The organism is Bacillus sp. FSL R5-0416 (genome assembly GCF_037975425.1).
In the GTDB taxonomy this organism is placed as follows: domain Bacteria; phylum Bacillota; class Bacilli; order Bacillales; family Bacillaceae; genus Bacillus; species Bacillus subtilis.
In genome coordinates this window covers 690,442-710,454 of sequence record NZ_CP150252.1, presented here as the reverse complement: position 1 = coordinate 710,454, position 20,013 = coordinate 690,442, and the positions used below count along the sequence as shown (strand labels likewise).

The 20,013-nt window shown below is 47.1% G+C and carries 18 protein-coding genes; 3 read left to right on the top strand and 15 right to left on the bottom strand.

The window, feature by feature from the left end:
- Positions 1-17: 17 nt before the first annotated feature.
- Together pcrA and NYE20_RS03705 are read right to left on the bottom strand one after the other, a co-directional pair.
- Positions 18-2,237 carry a DNA helicase PcrA gene (pcrA, locus tag NYE20_RS03710; protein WP_161621401.1) on the bottom strand — a complete coding sequence of 740 codons (2,220 nt, stop codon included), beginning with the start codon at positions 2,235-2,237 and terminating at the stop codon, positions 18-20.
- Positions 2,238-2,298: 61 nt separating this feature from the next.
- Complete coding sequence (locus tag NYE20_RS03705) at positions 2,299-2,985, bottom strand: heptaprenylglyceryl phosphate synthase (protein WP_003233922.1); 687 nt, start codon at positions 2,983-2,985, stop codon at positions 2,299-2,301.
- 264 nt (positions 2,986-3,249) lie between these two features.
- On the opposite strand from NYE20_RS03705, the gene NYE20_RS03700 reads away from it, so the two are divergent.
- On the top strand, positions 3,250-4,827 hold the full coding sequence (locus NYE20_RS03700) for an FMN-binding glutamate synthase family protein (RefSeq protein WP_161621400.1): 1,578 nt from the start codon (positions 3,250-3,252) through the stop codon (positions 4,825-4,827).
- A gap of 37 nt (positions 4,828-4,864) precedes the next feature.
- On the opposite strand, the gene NYE20_RS03695 is transcribed toward NYE20_RS03700, so the two are convergent.
- From NYE20_RS03695 to NYE20_RS03685, 3 genes are read right to left on the bottom strand one after another with little or no spacing between them, the layout of a single operon-like run.
- On the bottom strand, positions 4,865-5,179 hold the full coding sequence (locus NYE20_RS03695) for a YerC/YecD family TrpR-related protein (protein ID WP_003219429.1): 315 nt from the start codon (positions 5,177-5,179) through the stop codon (positions 4,865-4,867).
- A 2-nt stretch (positions 5,180-5,181) separates the two neighbouring features.
- Positions 5,182-6,177: a DUF3048 domain-containing protein gene (locus NYE20_RS03690; RefSeq protein ID WP_070548658.1), complete on the bottom strand. Its 996-nt coding sequence runs from the start codon at positions 6,175-6,177 to the stop codon at positions 5,182-5,184.
- A gap of 26 nt (positions 6,178-6,203) precedes the next feature.
- Positions 6,204-7,946: an adenine deaminase gene (locus tag NYE20_RS03685; protein ID WP_015383004.1), complete on the bottom strand. Its 1,743-nt coding sequence runs from the start codon at positions 7,944-7,946 to the stop codon at positions 6,204-6,206.
- A 128-nt stretch (positions 7,947-8,074) separates the two neighbouring features.
- Between NYE20_RS03685 and NYE20_RS03680 the strand changes: the two genes are divergently transcribed.
- Positions 8,075-8,302 carry a DUF2892 domain-containing protein gene (locus NYE20_RS03680; RefSeq protein ID WP_003233931.1) on the top strand — a complete coding sequence of 76 codons (228 nt, stop codon included), beginning with the start codon at positions 8,075-8,077 and terminating at the stop codon, positions 8,300-8,302.
- Positions 8,303-8,316: 14 nt separating this feature from the next.
- Here NYE20_RS03680 and NYE20_RS03675 read toward each other — a convergent pair whose 3' ends face one another.
- Positions 8,317-9,591, bottom strand: a complete 1,275-nt coding sequence (locus tag NYE20_RS03675) for an amino acid permease (protein WP_161621399.1) — start codon at positions 9,589-9,591, stop codon at positions 8,317-8,319.
- A 143-nt stretch (positions 9,592-9,734) separates the two neighbouring features.
- Between NYE20_RS03675 and NYE20_RS03670 the strand changes: the two genes are divergently transcribed.
- Positions 9,735-10,154, top strand: coding sequence for an Lrp/AsnC family transcriptional regulator (locus NYE20_RS03670; RefSeq protein ID WP_015252648.1), 420 nt, complete (start codon positions 9,735-9,737; stop codon positions 10,152-10,154).
- A 40-nt stretch (positions 10,155-10,194) separates the two neighbouring features.
- On the opposite strand, the gene purD is transcribed toward NYE20_RS03670, so the two are convergent.
- The 9 genes from purD to purC form a co-directional block, all read right to left on the bottom strand.
- Positions 10,195-11,463, bottom strand: a complete 1,269-nt coding sequence (gene purD / locus NYE20_RS03665) for a phosphoribosylamine--glycine ligase (RefSeq protein WP_041851230.1) — start codon at positions 11,461-11,463, stop codon at positions 10,195-10,197.
- Positions 11,464-11,478: 15 nt separating this feature from the next.
- Positions 11,479-13,017 (bottom strand): bifunctional phosphoribosylaminoimidazolecarboxamide formyltransferase/IMP cyclohydrolase, encoded by a 1,539-nt coding sequence (gene purH / locus NYE20_RS03660; protein ID WP_033883868.1) that lies wholly within the window; start codon positions 13,015-13,017, stop codon positions 11,479-11,481.
- A complete protein-coding gene (gene purN / locus NYE20_RS03655; protein ID WP_014476032.1) occupies positions 13,014-13,601 on the bottom strand; it encodes a phosphoribosylglycinamide formyltransferase in 588 nt (195 codons plus the stop codon). Before purN ends, purH begins: the two co-directional genes overlap by 4 nt.
- A complete protein-coding gene (gene purM / locus NYE20_RS03650; RefSeq protein WP_021481302.1) occupies positions 13,598-14,638 on the bottom strand; it encodes a phosphoribosylformylglycinamidine cyclo-ligase in 1,041 nt (346 codons plus the stop codon). Before purM ends, purN begins: the two co-directional genes overlap by 4 nt.
- Positions 14,639-14,739: 101 nt before the next feature.
- On the bottom strand, positions 14,740-16,170 hold the full coding sequence (gene purF, locus NYE20_RS03645; protein ID WP_003233947.1) for an amidophosphoribosyltransferase: 1,431 nt from the start codon (positions 16,168-16,170) through the stop codon (positions 14,740-14,742).
- The gene (purL, locus tag NYE20_RS03640) at positions 16,146-18,374 is read right to left on the bottom strand and encodes a phosphoribosylformylglycinamidine synthase subunit PurL (protein ID WP_161621398.1); all 2,229 of its coding nucleotides are present in this window, start codon (positions 18,372-18,374) and stop codon (positions 16,146-16,148) included. Before purL ends, purF begins: the two co-directional genes overlap by 25 nt.
- A complete protein-coding gene (purQ, locus tag NYE20_RS03635; protein ID WP_003243954.1) occupies positions 18,358-19,041 on the bottom strand; it encodes a phosphoribosylformylglycinamidine synthase subunit PurQ in 684 nt (227 codons plus the stop codon). The genes purL and purQ overlap by 17 nt, the downstream gene beginning before the upstream one ends.
- Complete coding sequence (purS, locus tag NYE20_RS03630) at positions 19,038-19,292, bottom strand: phosphoribosylformylglycinamidine synthase subunit PurS (protein ID WP_161621397.1); 255 nt, start codon at positions 19,290-19,292, stop codon at positions 19,038-19,040. The genes purQ and purS overlap by 4 nt, the downstream gene beginning before the upstream one ends.
- Entirely contained in the window at positions 19,285-20,010 is a 726-nt protein-coding gene (gene purC, locus NYE20_RS03625; RefSeq protein ID WP_021481304.1) for a phosphoribosylaminoimidazolesuccinocarboxamide synthase, read from the bottom strand. Before purC ends, purS begins: the two co-directional genes overlap by 8 nt.
- Positions 20,011-20,013 lie beyond the last annotated feature (3 nt).

Below are 20,013 nucleotides of genomic sequence, written 5' to 3'. Positions count from 1 at the left end.
CTTCCTTTCCTCTTCGATTACTGCTTTTCAATAGGAGCAAATGCTGCTAACAGGCGTTTCACGCCAACAGGGCTCGGGAAGGCAATATCGAGCTCCGTCCCTTCTCCTTCGCCTTTCACGCTGACGACAGTTCCTGTTCCCCATTTTTTATGGCCCGCCTTATCTCCGACTGCCCAGTTCAAGGTGTCGCCGCCTGTTTTGCTGGCGTAGGATACGGGGCGTGAAACAGGGCCGCGTCTCGGCTGCATTTTTCTCGCAGACGTCGCTCTCGTTTCTTTTTTCTCATTTAGGTTTTCCAATAAATCATCCGGTATTTCAGCAATGAAGCGAGATTCCGGGTTCATATTTGTCCGGCCAAACAAGGTGCGCATTTTAGCATTGGTCATATAAAGCTCCTGTTCAGCCCTTGTAATCCCAACGTACGCAAGGCGGCGTTCTTCTTCCATTTCCGCTTCCTCCATGAGTGAACGGCTATGCGGGAAGACGCCTTCTTCAAGCCCCATCAAGAAAACAACCGGGAACTCCAGTCCTTTCGCGGCGTGCAGTGTCATCAGGGTGATCGCATCCTTGCCGCCTGACTCTTCCTCCTTCTGATCGAGCTGATCAATATCTGCGATTAACGCCAAGTCTGTCAGGAACGCAACGAGTGTCTTGTCTTCACTTTTCTGTTCAAAGTTTTTCGTAACAGACAGGAACTCGTCGATATTTTCTAAACGGCTTTGGGCTTCGATCGATTTCTCAGCCTTCAGCATTTCTCTGTATTCCGTCTTATCAAGAATTTCTTCTGTCAGCTCTGTAATGGATAAGTAATCCTGCATATTGGTCAGGTTTTCAATCATCTGTCTAAAGCTGTCAAGCGCGTTTGCCGCTTTGGCACTGACGCCGATAAAATCAACCTGCTGAATCGCTTGGAAAAAGGACAAGCCGTTTATGGCCGCATACGAAGCGATTTTTTCAAGTGATGTCGCGCCGACTCCGCGCTTCGGCACATTGACAATGCGCGTGAAACTGATATCGTCATCCGGATTGGATACGAGGCGCAGGTACGCAAGAATGTCTTTAATTTCTTTTCTGTCATAGAACTTTGTGCCGCCGACAATGTTATAGTTCAAACCCGCTTTGAGAAGCGTTTCCTCAATCACACGGGACTGCGCGTTTGTCCGGTATAAAATGGCGATATCCGACAGCTTCCGCTTGCCTGTGCTGTGAAGCTGATGAATTTTGCCGGCCACAAACTGTCCTTCACCGAACTCATTATCACCGCGATAATAGGAAATCTTGATGCCTTCATCGTTTTCCGTCCACAAATTTTTCGGTTTGCGGTTAGAGTTGTTTTTAATGACCTCGTTAGCCGCGCGCAAAATCCGTTTCGTTGAACGATAGTTTTGTTCTAGCAAAATCACGCTTGCATTCGGATAATCTTTTTCAAATGAAAGAATGTTGGTGATATCCGCGCCGCGCCATCTGTAGATTGACTGATCAGAATCCCCCACAACGCAAAGGTTCTGGAAACGCTCGGCAAGCTGCTTAACGAGCATGTATTGCGCCCTGTTCGTATCCTGATACTCATCAACGTGAATGTACTGGAATTTGCGCTGATAAAATTCAAGCACTTCCGGCACTCGGTCAAACAGTTTAATCGTCGTCATAATCAAATCGTCAAAATCGAGCGACTGGTTTTTCAATAGCTTCTTCTGATAATCAGCATATACATCGCTGACCACCTGATCGTAGTAGCCGCCGGCAACTTTAGAGAATTCCTCCGGTTCGGTCAATTCATTTTTTGCACTGCTGATCGTACCGAGGATGCTTCTCGGGTCAAACTTCTTCGGATCAAGATTGCGCTCCTTCAAAATCCCCTTGATCACTGAAAGCTGGTCAGCCGTATCAAGGATGGAGAAATTTCGGTTGATCCCAATCCGGTCGATATCTCTGCGCAAGATCCGCACGCACATGCTATGGAATGTGGAAATCCAGATATCGTCCGCGCCGGGTCCAAGGATGCTTTCCACACGTTCTTTCATTTCGCGTGCCGCTTTATTTGTAAATGTGATCGCCAGAATGTTCCACGGCGCCACATGCTTTTCTGCCATTAAATAAGCAATTCTGTGTGTCAGGACACGCGTCTTTCCGCTTCCCGCTCCCGCCATCAGCAAAAGGGGCCCGTCCGTTGTTTTGACTGCTTCCTGCTGAACGGGGTTTAAACCGCTTAGTAATTGATTGCTAATATAATTCAAAATTTGTTCACCCGCCTATACAAAACATATGTTCTATCATAAACCAAATCCGTACAATTTACTACTCGCCTTTCACAGCCGCTACTGTTTTCAAAGCCCTGTCAAAATCTTCATACACAGCATTGCCTACGACGATCACGTCCGCATGCTCTGCATACTGTTTGGCCGTTTCCGCATCCTTGATGCCGCCGCCGTAAAACAAGGTGGACGTTTCCAATACAGCCTTCGTTTTCTTGACAGCTTCTATGTCTCCAAGCACGCCGCTGTATTCTAAATAAAAAATCGGCAGTTGCAGCAGCTCCGACACACGCGCATAGGCGACAATATCATCCATATTCAGATCGGCGTCCGCTTCAGTCAGTGCCGCGGCTTTGCAATCTGGATTTGCGATGCAGTAGCCCTCCGCCACGATTTCTTCCATAGACATCAGTTCTCCGTATTCCTTCATGGCTTTCTGGTGCATTCCGACAATCCAATCCGCGTTTTTGCTGTTTAATACACTCGGAATAAAATATAAGTCAAAGCCGGGAACGATCGCTTCAATCGCTGATACCTCAAGGACACACGGTACCAAAAACCGTCTTACCTTAGACATCATCCGCAGGACATTATCCTCTGTCACACCATCACTGCCTCCGATAATGACCGCATCCGTTCCTGATTCGCAAAGAATCTCCAGCTGTTCGTCAGGCAAATCTTTATTTGGATCGAGTTTAAAGACATGCTTCCACTCTGTTACATCGTACACGTCATACGTTCCTCCATTCGTTTGTTACCATTTAAACATTATAACAAATTCACATAGCGCGGAAAAACGGAAAAAGCCGTTAATCTCGTTATTCACTGAAAAAGGTGTTTTGATTCTATTTTCATAAAAAAAGAGAGCATATGGCAGTACCTGCATGGTGAGTCCTGTATCGGCAGGAGCACACATTTTTCACCAGATTCCTTCTGCTATTGTTTGGAAAGTGTTCAACTGTGGAAATGGTTACATAAAAAGGGAGGCTGAGAGATGGAAACCATCATAATAGCACTCATCGCATTTATCATTGGGATCATCGCTATCCCGATCGTCTTGTTTGCCTGGATCTACATAAAGGATGAAAAACAGCAGGAGCACTCAATTCTTCGCAACTATCCCGTCATCGGAAGGTTTCGGTATATCCTTGAAAAAATCGGGCCGGAGCTCAGACAGTATTTATACAGCAATGACAATGAAGAGCAGCCATTTTCACGAAAGGAATATGAGCAAACCGTCATCTCCGGCAAATACAAAAGCAGAATGATGGGCTTTGGATCTGTAAGAGATTTTGATAAACCTGGCTATTATATCCGTAACGCTATGTTTCCAAAACAAAGGGAAGAAATGCACGTAAATCAAACGCCAAAAATTGATACCCAAATCTATAAAATGGATGCTGACAATCTATTCAAACGCAAGGAGCATGCCGAACATATCAAGGCAGACCCGTATTTTCTCCATCCTGATGATGTACAGGTGATTGGCGAGCATACATGCGAGAAGCCATTTTATGTGAAGGGATTAGTCGGCCAGTCTGCCATGAGCTACGGTTCTCTTGGAGAACGGGCTGTTACGGCGCTCTCAAAAGGGCTCCATCAGGCAGGCGGCACCTGGATGAATACAGGTGAGGGAGGATTGTCTGAGTATCACTTAAAGGGCGGCGCCGATATCATTTGCCAAATCGGGCCGGGCCTATTCGGCGTGCGCAAAAGAAACGGGGAATTTTCATGGGAGGAATTTAAAAGAAAAAGCAGGATTGACCAAATTAAAGCGTTTGAGCTAAAGCTGGCACAAGGAGCGAAAACCCGCGGCGGCCATGTGGACGGCGCCAAAGTATCAGAGGAAGTGGCAGATATTCGGAATGTCGAACCTGGAAAGTCGATTGACAGCCCGAACCGCTTTTATGAATTCTCAAACCCTCCTGAAATGCTCGACTTTATTGAAAAACTTAGAGATGTCGGACAAAAGCCAGTCGGCATCAAACTGGTCGCAGGGCATCCTGAAGAATTGCATGAGCTTTTCTCTCATATGCAGAAAAGCGGAAAGCAGCCGGATTTTATCACGATCGACGGAAGTGAAGGCGGTACCGGAGCTTCCTTTTACGAGCTCGCGGATACAGTCGGCCTTCCGATTATGACAGCGCTGCCTATTGTTGACACGCTTCTTAAACAGTACGGCTTGCGCAGCCAGCTGAAAATCTTTGCTTCCGGAAAGCTCCTGACTCCTGATAAAATCGCGGTCGCCTTAGCCCTCGGCGCTGACTTTGTCAACATCGCACGCGGCATGATGTTTTCCGTTGGCTGCATCCGCGCTCTCGTCTGCCACACCAACACCTGTCCGGCAGGTGTGGCGACGACAGATCCGAAATTGCAAAAAGCATTGAGCGTTGAGGAAAAACAGCATCGTGTCTGCAACTACGTTATTTCATTGCGCGAGGGACTATTTAACCTCGCAGCCGCAGCAGGGATTAATTCGCCGATTCACTTTTCCAAGGAGCATGTTGTCTATCGGAAAGAGGATGGCAGTATCATCGATATCGACAACCTGATCCATCAATTTGTTTCATAAAGAAACCGCCCTTGCCGAACGGCAGGGCGGTTCTATGTTATTTTGAAGAAGACTCAGTTTCCGTTTCCTTCACACGGTCAAGCGCCATTTCATAAGCGTCATTTCCGTAATTTAAGCAGCGTTTCACACGGGAAATCGTAGCCGTGGAAGCGCCTGTTTCTGTTTCAATCTTATGATACGTGTTTCCTTCGCGAAGCATGCGCGCCACTTCAAGGCGCTGAGCCAGCGATTGAATTTCGTTAATTGTGCATAGATCATCGAAGAATCGGTAACATTCCTCCAGGTCTTTCAGCGATAAGATCGAGTTAAATAACTGGTCCAGCTCTTTGCCGCGTAATTTATCGATTTGCATCGTTACACACCTTCTCCTTTACTAATGGAAGCCGCATCAAGATCAGGTACGATATTGATCCAAGTCTTTCCTGGCACAAACGGAAGCCACTTGCCGTCTTTTACCGGCACAATTCTGCCATTCACTTGTTTCCAGTCTGTTTCAATGACGTTTCCGTGCTGAAACAACAGACCTTTTCCTCCTGATTCCAAGTCGATGTCCCGCCTTCCATCTTGATCAATAATATGATGGCTGGCTTCAACAATGAAAATATTTTGCATTGCAACCGGCTTTCCGGTTTCCCGGTCTGTCGTTATGACACCATCAGAGCTTCTTGTATAAGATTCAGCTTTTTTATCATAGTTGTATTCGACAAGATTTGTAACGTTATTTGTTCCATAATCTACCCGAACATTGTAAGATTCATTTGCAGGTTTTGCATCTGATGTTTGAAACAGCAGCGGATTTGTTTCCTGCTTCAGCTTATAACCCTTTTGTTCTGCCGCCTTTTTTATGTAATCATAAGACGTATAGGAATTGTGGGGCGGTTTGCTGAAATCAGCTCTCCAAAATAAGCTTCCGTCAAAATCTAATCCGTTCATATAATCAGCAGCTCCGGATTCTAGCTGCTCTTTGGCGCCGGGACTCCAGCCGTGATGGACAAATATGCTGTCAAAGCCATTGCTGAGAGTGACGAAATATTCCCGCGCGCTCCGCACAGGTCCGACAGTTTCAGGCATCTGGCTTTGGAAAATGGCCAGAAATCTTGTGATTTGCCCTTCGGCTAGCGCTTCTATGACAATGTCGGCTTTAGACAGACCCGACTGCGGCCTCGCCTTCGGGTGATTGTTCACCACAACAGCAACAGGCCGGCGTTCAGTCACCTTCTGTTCAGTCTTTAGCCCCGTTAAAGGAGCTTTCAGCTTCTTTGCAGTATCCGGGCCAGCATCCTTCTGCTGGCAGGATACCAGCAGAAAAAACACGAAACACAGCGCGCAAACTGTCATCCATTTTTTCATATGTCGGCTCCCTGCTCTTTTATATTTTAACGCATTATCGATGGAAAGAGTACAGTTTTTTTCATGACGTCGAAGATTCCTCTTGGCGTAATGCGTATATACGGAAGGTGCGTACTTTGCAAAAAGAGCAGCGTATAGATAGGATCGCAAAACTCATAGCCTCTTTCAGTCAAAAGATCTCTCAGCTTTTGTTCCTTCTCAAGCACGTCTTCATATGCTTCCGAAGAGGCGCAGCCGCACAGCGCAAGCGGGATTTCATGCAGAATGTTTCCGTTCTCCGCTAAAACAATTCCTCCTCCGATTTCTTTCATGCGGGCAAAAGCGAGCAGCATATCCGCTTTATTTTTTCCAATCGCGACAATGTCGCCCGTCGTCGTAAAGGAGCTTACAAATCCCTGCACGCTTGAGGCAAACCCTTTTATCATCGTATTGACGCGCCATTTCCCGTGTCTGTCGAGCATCGTCAAATAACTTTCATCATGGTCAAACGAGAGCTGTTCCATCGAATTGTCGATCTCAATCATATACGGCTCCATAATGACCGCATTCCGCATTTTCACGCCCATCGGCATAGAAAACTGCAAGTCATCCATCGTCATATCATATGAAAGCTCAAGCGGGACAAGACCGCCTTTGTGCCAGTCCGTCTTTGTAAACGCCTTCAAATCACAGCCGTCTTCACGCAGAATGGTCCCTTTTGACAGAACAGTCACGGGATTCGGATTTAACGGATCTTCCAGTATGTTGAGCGATGCCAGTCTACCCGGTCCGACAACTCCTAAATAATCATCCATTTGGTAATACTTTGCGATATTAAATGATGCCATATTGTAGGCGTCGATTGCAGGTACGCCTTCTTCTAAAGCGATGCGAATCAGCTCGTTTGTCATGCCGCCTTTATAGAAATTCGGGGTTGCGCCATCTGTCGTGTAAAAGAAGTGGTCATAATAGCGGAAGCCCTTCTCATGCAGCTCCTGCAAGATTTTTCTTACATCAGGGCGAATGGAAGAGTTCCGAAGGGAAACATAATAGCCCAGTTCCAGCCTTCTCATCACTTCATCACCTGTCATCGCTTCATGATCACAATCCGCTCCGAACAGCTTCATTTTTGTAAGCGTTTTATCAGAAGCGCCGGGAAAATGCCCTTCAATGCGTTTTCTCTGTTTCTTTGTAGCTTGCATGCAGTGGAGCATTAAATCATCACCATCTACCAAGCGAGGCCACCCGGTCATTTCTCCGCCTTGAATCACATCCGGATGTTCAATCCACTGTTTTCTGACGTCAAATGGAAGGACGTGGTCCTCGTTCAGAACCTCGGTCTGGAGGTCATAGCGTGACCACCAAAAATACTGGACAGGCTGCTTTTTGAGTTCATTCAAAATCGTAAGCGCTTTCTTTTTTCCGCTTTGCAAAAGCAAAAATAAGTTATCATTCACGAATGTCGTTGTTCCGTATTGAGACACATATTCCGCCAGTGTTTGGGGATTATATATTTGAAAAGGATGTGCGTGCGGTTCAATATAACCTGGCACAATGTATTTTCCTTCACAATCAATCGTATGAATTTCTTCGGCTCTATTCGGAAGTTCATGACCCACATAAACAATGCGGTCCTGATAAATCCAAATGTTTTTTTTCAGCCATTGTTTTACATATGGATTTAAGACGAGAGCATTCCGTAAAAGGAGCGTTGGAAGCAGCTTTGAGTCTACAACATCAACCTGTGCCCTGATGTCTTTGTTTTTCCAGTTAAAGGTGCGTTCGGACATTCACATACTCTCCTTTACATGTATTAGACTCATGGTATCACATCCTTCCTCATCACGCACGATAAAAACGTTACAAATTTTTGAAGGTTCGGTTAAAAAACTTTTTTAAGTAAAAGGAGCGGATTTCCTTGAAGCCAAACATCAGTCTCATCAATGCCGTGTTCAGAATCGCCTGCGGATTGACGATTATGTCAGCCGCCAGTGCAAAGTTTACGAAAAAACCTTGGTGCAGAATGCATCTCTTTTACATCTTTATGGGGGCCATGAAAGCGGGTTCGGGAATCTTGCGCTTCTGTCCTGTGACCTACATGTTTCAACACAGTGATTCTGGAAATAACGAGCATCAAAACGGATAAATGGAAAAGCTTGATCACAAAACGTGATCAAGCTTTTTTTTATGCCCACCCTTTGTTTTCATATAGAAATATCCTGCAGCTGCCAGCACTGCCGGATAAAGCAGTGCCCAGCCGCTGAATGAATAAATCACCGCGCACACGACAAATGCCCCGAGCGCCATCCACCAGCCTATATCTCTCCTGCCCAGCAGTTTCAGTGCTGCCGCCATTGTACATATGTAAGATGCGATAAAAGCCGCGCTCGGCCCTTTCAACAGAGTCGTCAAATCGATTTGAAACAGACCATGCGCCGCAAGCACTAAGCCAAACACTGCGGCCATCGCTGTCAAAACGCGAATAGGCGTACGTTTTGTCGCACTGAGTTTTCCAAAAAATACGGGTATGTGCCCCTCTCTCGCCAATGCGTACACCATTCTTGAAAAACCAGCAATATTGGCATGGTTGGTGGCGAATGTAATAAACAGCGCTAAGCATACCGTGACGTATACACCGCTTTCCCCTGCTCCTTTTGAGATGAGCATGGCGAGCGATGCAATTTCTCCATTCTCTCCATATGAATGAGTCCCCACCGTCACAAATGACAGCATGATATACAGCCCTGCCACACAAGACGCTCCCAAGAACAAGCTGATTGGGACATCTTTTTCAGGGCGATGAAATTCCTCAGCCAATGGAGTAATCATTTCCCAGCCTACAAAAGAGAAAAAAATCATAACAGAAACAGATCCAGCAACAGACCAGCCATGCGGAAGAAACGGCTTGAATTCTGCTATCGTGACGTGTGGCAATGACACAGCAATAGAAGTGACAAGCAGAAATACGATGACACATATGACGAGTGTACTGATGTTTGCTGATAGTTGAATCCCTTTCATATGAAGCAAAATAGATATAGCCAGCATACAACCAGCAATCGATGTAACCTGCCAATCCGCCGCCTCTGTGACGTAACTGACGTAATGCGCGCCAGTCAAAGCGATGATGGGAACGCCGATCGGAACGGACCCTAACATGATCCAGCCCAAAATCGCTCCGGCTTTTTTTCGAAAGGCCAGCTGCACATAAGCAGTGATTCCTCCCGCACTAGGCGCAATTTTCACAAGCCGTGCCAGCGTGCCGACGAGAAGAAAAGATAAAAAAGACATGAATACCCAGACAAATAAAGAAGCCGGACCGGCCGTATCCGCGGTAACAGACGGCAAAATTAATATCCCGCATCCTAAAACCGCCCCAATCGTTAACGCCGTCCCTTGTATCCAAGTAATAGAGCGCTGTAATTCTGGCAACATGATGCCTCCTCTCTGATTGATGGCTTTATTATAGAAAAAATAAGACGGCATCCATATGCTACAATGAAGGTAAGTCAACAGCATTGCCTTATGATCAAAGGAATTTTCATTCATTCGCCTAAATATGTAAAGGAGCCGGACAAATGGACGATACAGACCTTCAGATTCTCTCGCATTTGCAGCGAAACGGCAGATTAACGATGGTTGAGCTGGGAAAGCTTGTCGGACTCAGTTCGCCAAGCGCGGCGGAGCGTGTCAGGAAGCTTGAAGACAAAGGAGTGATTACCGGCTACAGCGCGAATATCTGTTACGAAAAACTAAACAAGCATGTCACCGCTTTTATTCTCATGGAGCCAAAAAGCTGTAAGCACTACGCCGCCTTTGCAACATCGCATCCTGATGTAGCAGAAAATCACCGCATCACAGGGATGTACAGCTATGTGACAAAGGTCGTGACTGAATCGGTACATACGCTTGAGGATTTTATTGACGCCTCGATGGCCCATGGAAAACCAACCACACTCGTTGTGCTTTCTTCTTCCAGCTGCCATCCCGCTTTTTGATAACAAAAAAACCCGCAGCTAATCTGCGGGTTTTCCTCAGTTATTTTTGAGCAGCCTTTAAAGCGCGTGCCCCAATGTCTTTTCTGAAAAAGAGTCCCGGTTTGAAAATTTCATCAACCGCTTTGTACACTCGGTCTCTAGCCGCTTCAAACGATTCATCAAAAGCTGTCACATTGGCGACGCGCCCCCCGTTTGTAACGAACTCTCCGCCTTCTGCTTTCGTTCCGGCATGGAAGACCACGACCTGCTCAGTTTCCGCAGCAAGGCTGCCGATCGGCGTGCCTTTTGCGTAGCTTTCCGGATATCCTTCAGAAGCAAGCACCACACTAACAGCAGCGGTATCCTTCCATCTTAAGTCAACTTCCTTATCATCTAAAAGATCAAGAAGCACCTGTACCAGATCAGATTCCATGCGCGGAAGCACGACCTGTGTTTCCGGATCGCCGAAACGGGCATTAAATTCAATGACCTTCGAGCCGTTTTCAGTAAGCATCAATCCAGCGTACAAAACGCCAGTGAAGGAACGGCCTTCTTGTACCATTGCTTTTGCGGCCGGCTTAACGATCGTTTCTACAGCATGGCGGACCGTTTCTTCCGAAATTTGCGGAACTGGAGAGTAAGCGCCCATTCCGCCCGTATTCGGGCCTTTGTCTCCGTCAAACGCACGCTTGTGATCCTGGGCAATCACCATTGGATACACTTTTTCTCCTTTGACGAAGGCCATTAGAGAAAATTCTTCACCAGAAAGGTATTCTTCAATGACAACGGACGCGCTCGCATCACCGAACTTTTCATCTTCAAGAAAGTCATGCAGACACGCAATTGCTTCTTCCTCTGTCATAGCAACAGTAACGCCTTTTCCAGCCGCAAGTCCATCTGCTTTTATCACAATCGGAGCACCTTTTTCCTGCACATATGCCTTCGCCTCATCAAAGGATGTAAACGTGTCGTATTCTGCGGTCGGAATGTCGTATTTCTTCATTAAATCCTTAGCGAACTGTTTGCTTCCTTCGATGATCGCCGCGGCTTTTGACGGGCCGAACACGCGCAGACCCGCTTTTTCAAATTCATCCACCAGACCTTCAATTAAAGGAACCTCAGGGCCGACAATGGTTAGGCCGACCTGGTTTTCTTTTGCAAACGAGACAAGCCCTGCGTGGTCGCTTTCCTCAATGTTTACAAGCTGTGCGGAAGCTTCCATGCCGTCATTTCCAGGAGCTGCAAATACATTCTCGACGAGGCTGCTTTGCGCTGCCTTCCACGCCAGCGTATGTTCTCTTCCGCCTTTACCGATAATTAATACATTCACGTCGTTTTCATCCCCTTAATGTTTGAAGTGTCTGATGCCGGTGAATACCATGGCAATGCCGTATTCATCCGCTTTTTTGATGGAATCCTCGTCACGCACAGATCCCCCCGGCTGAATGATAGCCGTAACGCCCGCTTTTGCCGCTTCTTCAACAGTATCCGGCATTGGGAAAAATGCATCAGATCCGAGCGCGCTGCCTTTCGCTTTTTCCCCTGCTTGCTCGATTGCGATTTTTGCCGATCCGACGCGGTTCATTTGGCCTGCTCCCACGCCGACTGTCATGTTGTCCTTTGCGAGAACGATCGCATTTGATTTCACATGCTTCACGACTTTCCAAGCAAGCTTCAAGTCTTCCCACTCTTGCTCATTCGGCTCTCTTTTTGTCGGGATGCTGATCTCAGCATCATCAAAGCCGTGCATATCTAAATCTTGAATCAATAGCCCGCCTTGAACGGATGTCAGCTGTTTTTCCTTTTGAACAGCAGCAGATACGTCAAGCGTCAGCAGACGGAGATTTTTCTTCGCAGTCAGGACGTCGAGCGCTTCTTGGCTGAATGAAGGTGCAATGATGATTTCTAAGAAAATGTTGTGAAGCGCTTCGGCAGTTGCCTTGTCCACTTCACGGTTCAGCGCGATAATGCCGCCGAAGATAGATGTTTTATCCGCTTCAAACGCTCTGTCAAACGCTTCGGCGATCGTTTTTCCTGTTCCCACGCCGCACGGGTTCATATGCTTCACGGCAACCGCAGCCGGTTCAGTGAATTCACGAACGATTTGAACTGCCGCATCCGCGTCTTTAATGTTGTTGTAAGAAAGCTCTTTTCCGTGAAGCTGTTCTGCTTGCGCAATGGAGCCTTTGACAGGAAGAGCTGTTTGATAGAAAGTTGCTTCCTGATGCGGGTTTTCTCCATAGCGAAGCGATTGTTTTTTCTCAAATGTCACAGTGAATTGCTCTGGTTCTTTTTCACCGACAACATTTGTCAGATAGTCAGCGATCAGTGCATCATATGCCGCAGTATGACGGAATACCTTTGCCGCGAGCTCGCGTTTTTTCTGAAGAGATACGCTGCCTTCTTCTTTGATTTGATTTAGCACTGGGCTGTAATCGGCCGGATCGACGATAACCGTGACATCCTGATGGTTCTTTGATGCCGCACGCAGCATGCCCGGTCCGCCGATGTCGATATTTTCGATCGCTTCTTCATATGTGACGTCTTCCTTAGAAATCGTTTCTTTAAATGGATAGAGGTTGACGACAACGAGGTCAATCGGCTGAATCCCGTGTTCATTGATCTGCGCCATATGCTCTTCATTGCCGCGAACCGCCAGAAGGCCGCCGTGAATATTCGGGTGAAGGGTTTTTAACCGGCCGTCCATAATTTCAGGGAAGCCTGTCACTTCCGAAATTCCGATCACATCCACACCGTTTTCTTGAAGAAGCTTTTTCGTTCCGCCTGTGGAGATGACTTCAACGCCAAGCTCTGTCAGTTCTTTTACGAAAGGAACGAGATTTGTTTTATCTGAAACACTGATTAACGCACGTTTAATGGTCATGCCTTTTCACCTCTGTTATTTAATCGTAATAGCTGTTTAATCACACTCGGATACCATTTATGCTCAAGCTTGTGAATCCGCTGTTCGATTGTTTCCAATGTATCATGTTCATCAATTTCGATTGCCTTTTGAGCGATGATCGGACCTGTATCCATTCCTTCATCGACATAATGCACGGTGATTCCGGCCACCTTCACACCCGCCCGGTATGCCTGTCCGACTGCGTCGATTCCAGGAAACGCCGGAAGAAGCGAAGGGTGAATGTTAATGATTTTTCCTCCATATGCTTGAAGGAGCGTATCACCGATCAGCCTCATATAGCCGGCAAGAACAATCAATTCAACCTCGTGAAGACGAAGCTGTTCAATGATGGCTTGTTCAAATGCAGCCTTGTTTTCATAAGACTTGGGCTCAAATGCAAAGGAAGGAATATGGAATGCTTCCGCCCGTTCGATGACTTTCGCCTGCGGTTTGTCGCAAACGAGTAGCGCTGCTGACGCATCCCAGTTCTCCTCCTTTAAACGCGTAACGATGGCTTCGAAGTTTGAACCGTTTCCTGATGCAAATACCGCAAACTTTTTCATGAAAGTGCCGCACCGCCGAATGTGACGCCTTCACCTTTTTTCACACGCCCGATTAAATAGGCTTTTTCGCCATGGCTTTCAAGCGTTCCGATCACATCTGTCAGATGCTCTTCTTTGACAGCCAAAACAAAACCAATACCCATATTAAAGACGTTGAACATGTCTTCTTCCTTTAGCTGGCCGTACTCTTGCAAGAAAGAGAAAATCGGCGGGATCGGCCATGAGCCATGATCAATTTCCGCACTTAAGCCTTCCGGAAGCATACGCGGAATATTTTCAATAAATCCTCCGCCTGTCACGTGCGCCATGCCGTCGATTTTTCCGCTTTTGACCGCGGCAAGCACAGGCTTCACGTAAATCCTCGTCGGTTCAAGCAATTCCTCGCCAAGCGGGCGTTCAAACGGCTCATATGTTGTATCGAGGTCCAGCTCCGCATCATCCAGAAGCACTTTTCTGACAAGGGAAAAGCCGTTGCTGTGAAGGCCGCTGGAGCTGAGGCCGATCAACAGATGGCCCTCTTCGATATTTTCTCCAGTCACGATTTCGTCCTTTTCTGCCACTCCGACTGAGAAACCGGCAATATCGTATTCATCAGCTGTATAGAGTCCCGGCATTTCAGCCGTTTCACCGCCGACTAAGGCTGAACCTGATTGCTCACAGCCTTCCGCAACACCTTGTACAATCTGTTCAATTTTCACTGGGTCCGCTTTGCCGACCGCTAAATAATCGAGGAAAAACAGCGGCTCTGCACCTTGTGCCAGCACGTCGTTGACACACATTGCAACAGCGTCCACACCAATCGTGTCATGCTTATCCATGGAAAAAGCGAGCTTTAATTTTGTGCCGACACCGTCCGTTCCCGAAATGAGAACTGGTTTTTGATAAGAAAGCTCAGACAGGTCAAACATGCCGCCAAAACCGCCAAGGCTGCCCATAACGCCAAGCCGTTTCGTGCGCTCCACGTGTTTTTTCATTCGTTTTACAGCTTCATATCCGGCTTCGATGTCAACTCCTGCGTTTTTATATGCTTCAGACATCCTATTCACTCCTTTAAGGCGCTTTTCAAAATATCTCCCCGAAAGAGGGCAGAAAGAGAAAGGCAGCCGAACTGCGCTGCCTTTATGTCATTTTTCAAGTTTTATTTGGTTAATACTGCTTCTTTTACGTGAGGAAGCACTGTATCCTGGTAAATTTCAGTCGGATATTTTCCTGTAAAGCAAGCGAGACACTGTCCGCAATTCGAGTCATCGTATTTTCTGCCGATGCCTTTCAGCAGCCCTTCCACACTCAAAAATGAGAGGGTATCGGCTCCGATTTCCTGACGGATTTCTTCAACAGAATGCGAAGACGCGATTAATTCTTCATGTGTGGAAGTATCAATGCCGTAAAAGCACGGATGAGCGATCGGCGGTGAACTGATTTTCACATGCACCTCTGTCGCACCCGCTTCTCTAAGCATCGTGACAATCCGGCGGCTAGTTGTTCCGCGTACGATAGAGTCATCCACCATCACGACGCGTTTGCCTTCTACAACCCCGCGCACCGCAGACAGCTTCATTCTGACGCCTTGCTCACGCAGAGCCTGGGACGGCTGAATAAACGTTCTGCCAACATAACGGTTTTTGATTAAGCCAAGCTCATACGGAATGCCTGTTGCCTCTGCATAGCCGATCGCCGCTGAAATACTGGAATCCGGAACCCCGGTTACGACGTCAGCTTCAACTGCGGATTCCTGAGCCAGCATTTTCCCAAGGTTTTTACGGGCACTGTGCACATTAATACCGTCAATATTGCTGTCTGGTCTGGAGAAATAAATGTACTCCATGCTGCAAATGGAACGGTTGATATTCATGGAAAAACGCTCTGATTTCATGCCTTCATCATTAATGATCAGCATTTCCCCCGGCTCTACCTCGCGAAGGTACGTTGCGCCGACGACGTCAAATGCGCATGTTTCTGATGCGACCACATAAGCGTCGCCCATCATGCCGATGGATAGCGGTCTCAGCCCGTTTGGATCAAGTGCGACAATCATTTCTGTTTCGGTCATGATCAGGAACGCGTAGGCGCCTTTCAGCATAGAAAGCGAGTTTTTAATTTGGTCCTTCAGCGTGAAATGTCCGCTTCTTTTGATCAGGTGAGCCAAAACCTCTGTATCCGAAGAGGTTTGAAAAATGCTCCCTTGATTTTCGAGCTGCTGCTTCAGCTGAGTGGCGTTGACAAGGTTTCCGTTATGAGCAAGCGCCAGGCTGCCGTTGTTTTGGGAACGGAAGAGGAGCGGCTGAACATTTTCGTATCCGCCGCCTCCAGCCGTTGCGTACCGAACGTGCCCGATAGCGCCTTTTCCCTTTACTTTGCTGAGTTCGCCGTTTTGAAATACTTCAGTGATCAGACCTTGGCCTTTGTGAGCCGTCAGCTTTTCACCGTCAGTCGCTACGATGCCCGCACCCTCCTGTCCTCGGTGCTGAAGGCTGTGGAGACCGTAATACGTGATTTGCGGGGCTTCTTCATGTCCCCAAATCCCAAAAACGCCGCATTCTTCATTTAAGCCTTTGATTTCAGCAAGCATGGGATAGCTCCTTTCCATACGCGTTCAAGCTCTTTCGTTTGCGCATGAATAATTTGTTGTCCGTCTTGGTTTTGAATCGCCAGAATTCCGTCAGCTGTTACCTCACCAATATGAACCGCATCTTTGACAGTTGCTTCAAACGCTTCTTGATGTTCTTTTTTCACTGAAACAACGAAGCGGGATTGAGATTCAGAGAATAATAATGCCGCTTCCCCTTCTACAGTCACAATAGCGCCAAGGTTTTCCGTCGTCATGACACTTTCCGCAATCGCTACGCCTAAGCCGCCTTCAGACACATCATGCGCAGATTGAACGAAGCCTTTTTTAATCGCGTCAAGCAGTGCTTTTTGACGAGACAGCTCTACATCAAGATCGATTTGCGGCGCTTTGCCGTAAATACGGCCTTCTGTCATTTTTTGCAGCTCGCTTCCGGCAAACTCTGGTTTTGTTTCGCCTATCACATATACGAGATCTCCCGCTTGTTTGAAATGCTGTGTTGTAATGTGTGCTGTATCTTCAATTAAGCCAACCATGCCGATAACTGGTGTCGGATAGATCGCCGTGCCGTTTGATTCGTTATAAAGCGATACGTTACCGCCGATAACCGGTGTGCTGAGAACATTGCATGCTTCGCTTATGCCGTCTGCCGCTTTTTCGATCTGCCAGAAGATTTCCGGCTTCTCCGGGTTTCCGAAGTTAAGGTTATCTGTGACCGCAAGCGGTTCTGCGCCTGAGCAAATGATGTTGCGCGCTGCTTCAGCGACAGCAATTTTCCCTCCGACTTCAGGATCAAGATAGAGATAACGCGCGTTACAGTCTGTCGTCATCGCCAGCGCCTTTTTCGTTCCGCGGATTCTGAGAACACCAGCATCAGACCCAGGAGCGACAACTGTATTCGTGCGCACCATGTAGTCATACTGATCATAAACCCACTCTTTACTCGCAATCGTCGGCTGCTGAAGAAGGGCCTTCAGCGTTTCATTCGCATCTTCAATTTGCGGAGCCGGAACGTCCGTTTCCAAAAACTCGCGATAGTAAGCAGGCTCTTGAGAAGGCTTATGGTAAACCGGTGCTTCTTCTGCCAAGGCATCAACAGGCAGCTCGCATACAACCTCTCCTTTGTGTGTCAGGCGAAGCATTTTATCATCTGTCACATGTCCGACAGAAACCGCTTCAAGATCGTACTTGTCAAAAATATCGATAATTTCCTGCTCACGTCCTCGCTCAATAACCAAAAGCATCCGTTCTTGTGATTCAGAAAGCATCATTTCATACGCGGTCATGCCTGTTTCGCGCTGAGGAATCAGGTCAAGATTCATTTCAATGCCAGAACCGGCTTTACTTGCCATTTCTGCACTTGAGCTTGTTAAACCGGCAGCTCCCATATCCTGAATGCCGACTAAGGCGTCGCATTGGATGACTTCCAGACATGCTTCAAGCAAAAGCTTCTCCATAAACGGATCGCCGACTTGGACAGCAGAACGCTTTTCTTCAGACGAGTCTGACATTTCTTCAGAAGCAAACGTAGCGCCGTGGATGCCGTCACGCCCTGTTTTCGCTCCTACGTACATTACTGTGTTGCCGACACCCTTCGCCTGGCCTTTTTTGATGTCTTCATGGTTGATTAAACCGACGCACATGGCGTTGACGAGCGGATTTCCTTCATAGCTGCTGTCAAACTGCACCTCTCCGCCGACTGTCGGGATACCGATACAGTTGCCGTATCCGGCGATACCCGCTACTACTTCTTCAAACAAGTACTTCACGCGTGGTGAAGTCAGTTCACCAAATCGAAGAGAGTTCAATACAGCGATTGGGCGTGCACCCATTGAGAATACATCACGGATAATTCCGCCTACGCCAGTCGCAGCGCCTTGGTAAGGCTCGAGAGCTGATGGGTGGTTATGGGATTCAATTTTGAACACAACCGCTTGGTTATCACCGATATCAACGATTCCGGCGCCTTCCCCCGGCCCCTGCAGCACACGCTCACCGCTTGTCGGGAATTTACGCAGAATCGGCTTTGAGTTTTTATAGCTGCAATGCTCAGACCACATGACAGAAAAAATTCCGATTTCTGTGTAGTTCGGCAATCTTCCAAGAATGGATTCTATCAATGCAAACTCATCATCACTGACACCCATTTGCTGATACAGTTTCTCTTCTTTTATTTGTTCTTTACTTGGTTCAAGCAGTAGTGACATGAGTTTCCCTCCAATTTTTCACGATAGACTGGAACAATTTAAGACCGTCGGCGCTTCCAAGCAGTTCATCGACCGCGCGCTCAGGGTGAGGCATCATGCCTAATACATTGCCTTTCTCATTCACGACACCGGCAATGTCGCTGACACTTCCATTAATATTAGAGCCGTATGTGAAAGCAATTTGATTGTTTTCCTTTAATGTAGCAAGCGTCTCGTCATCACAGTAGAAATTCCCTTCACCATGGGCAACCGGGATTGTAATCGATTCTCCCTTTTCGTAGGAAGCAGTGAATAAGGTTTCGTCGTTCTGAACAATCAATTCAACCGGACGGCAAATGAACTTCAGATCTTTGTTGCGTCTCATTGCGCCTGGCAGCAGCCCAAGCTCCTGTAAAATCTGGAATCCGTTACAGACGCCAAGAACAGGTTTTCCTTCAGCCGCTGCTTGTTTGACAGCTGGCATAATATTCGCAAATCGGGCGATAGCGCCGCATCTCAAGTAATCGCCGTAAGAAAACCCTCCCGGAATTAACACGCCGTCGAATCCGTCAAGGCTTGTTTCCTCATGCCAGACGTATTCCACTTCATGGCCGAGCTCATCCTTTACAGCATGATACATATCGATATCACAGTTGGAGCCGGGTAACACAATCACCGCAAATTTCACTGTGCGACTACCTCCTCAACCTCGTATCTGTAATCTTCAATCACTGTGTTCGCAAGAAGTTTTTCGCACATTTCTTTCACTAGCACGTCAAGATCACGGTCAGATTTTTCAATGGTAAGCTCCAGGTATTTCCCGATGCGCACATCTTGAACTTCGTTATAAGTCATACTGTGCAAGGCATGCTGGACAGCGCTCCCTTGTGGATCTAGTACACTTTCTTTTAAGCTGACATAAACTTTTACTTTATACATGATGAATGCCTCCCAGTCTTTTGAAAATCTCTTCGTATGCGTCGGTTAAGCTTCCCAGATTGCGTCTGAATAAATCTTTATCCAGCTTTTCGTTCGTGTCTTTATCCCACAAGCGGCATGTGTCAGGAGAAATTTCATCCGCCAAAAGCACTTGCCCTTCTGCATCTAAACCGAATTCAAGCTTGAAATCTATTAATCTGACATGACAATCGTCGAAGATGCTTTGAAGCTCTTCATTTACTGTTTTTGTAATGGACTTAATGGTTTCTACCTGCTCAGGAGTCGCCGCCTTCAAAAGCCAAATATGATCTTCTGTGATGAGCGGATCACCCAGCGCGTCATCCTTGTAGTAAAACTCGATAATCGGCTGCTCAAGCTCCGTGCCTTCTGGAATGCCGAGACGTTTGGACATGCTTCCTGCCACAACATTTCTGACCACGACTTCAAGCGGCACGATCGTTACCTTTTTAATGAGCTGTTCTGTTTCAGAAATGCGCTCGATAAAGTGATTGTTAATGCCCTTTGTATGAAGATGTTTGAAAATCAAGCTTGAAATCTCGTTATTTAAGCGCCCTTTCCCGCTGATTTCTGCTTTTTTCTCGCCGTTAAAGGCAGTGGCGGAGTCTTTATACACGACATACAGCGTGTTTTCGTCATCGGTTTTGTAGATCTTTTTTGCTTTTCCTTCGTATAAAAGTTCATTCTTCACAATATTCACGGA

Excerpts from the sequence above, each read along its gene's own strand:
- NYE20_RS03700 (WP_161621400.1), top strand. The coding sequence starts at position 3,250 with ATGGAAACCATCATAATAGCACTCATCGCATTTATCATTGGGATCATC.
- NYE20_RS03695 (WP_003219429.1), bottom strand. The coding sequence starts at position 5,179 with ATGCAAATCGATAAATTACGCGGCAAAGAGCTGGACCAGTTATTTAAC.
- NYE20_RS03690 (WP_070548658.1), bottom strand. The coding sequence starts at position 6,177 with ATGAAAAAATGGATGACAGTTTGCGCGCTGTGTTTCGTGTTTTTTCTG.
- NYE20_RS03685 (WP_015383004.1), bottom strand. The coding sequence starts at position 7,946 with ATGTCCGAACGCACCTTTAACTGGAAAAACAAAGACATCAGGGCACAG.
- NYE20_RS03675 (WP_161621399.1), bottom strand. The coding sequence starts at position 9,591 with ATGTTGCCAGAATTACAGCGCTCTATTACTTGGATACAAGGGACGGCG.
- NYE20_RS03670 (WP_015252648.1), top strand. The coding sequence starts at position 9,735 with ATGGACGATACAGACCTTCAGATTCTCTCGCATTTGCAGCGAAACGGC.
- purH (WP_033883868.1), bottom strand. The coding sequence starts at position 13,017 with ATGACCATTAAACGTGCGTTAATCAGTGTTTCAGATAAAACAAATCTC.
- purN (WP_014476032.1), bottom strand. The coding sequence starts at position 13,601 with ATGAAAAAGTTTGCGGTATTTGCATCAGGAAACGGTTCAAACTTCGAA.
- purM (WP_021481302.1), bottom strand. The coding sequence starts at position 14,638 with ATGTCTGAAGCATATAAAAACGCAGGAGTTGACATCGAAGCCGGATAT.
- purF (WP_003233947.1), bottom strand. The coding sequence starts at position 16,170 with ATGCTTGCTGAAATCAAAGGCTTAAATGAAGAATGCGGCGTTTTTGGG.
- purL (WP_161621398.1), bottom strand. The coding sequence starts at position 18,374 with ATGTCACTACTGCTTGAACCAAGTAAAGAACAAATAAAAGAAGAGAAA.
- purS (WP_161621397.1), bottom strand. The coding sequence starts at position 19,292 with ATGTATAAAGTAAAAGTTTATGTCAGCTTAAAAGAAAGTGTACTAGAT.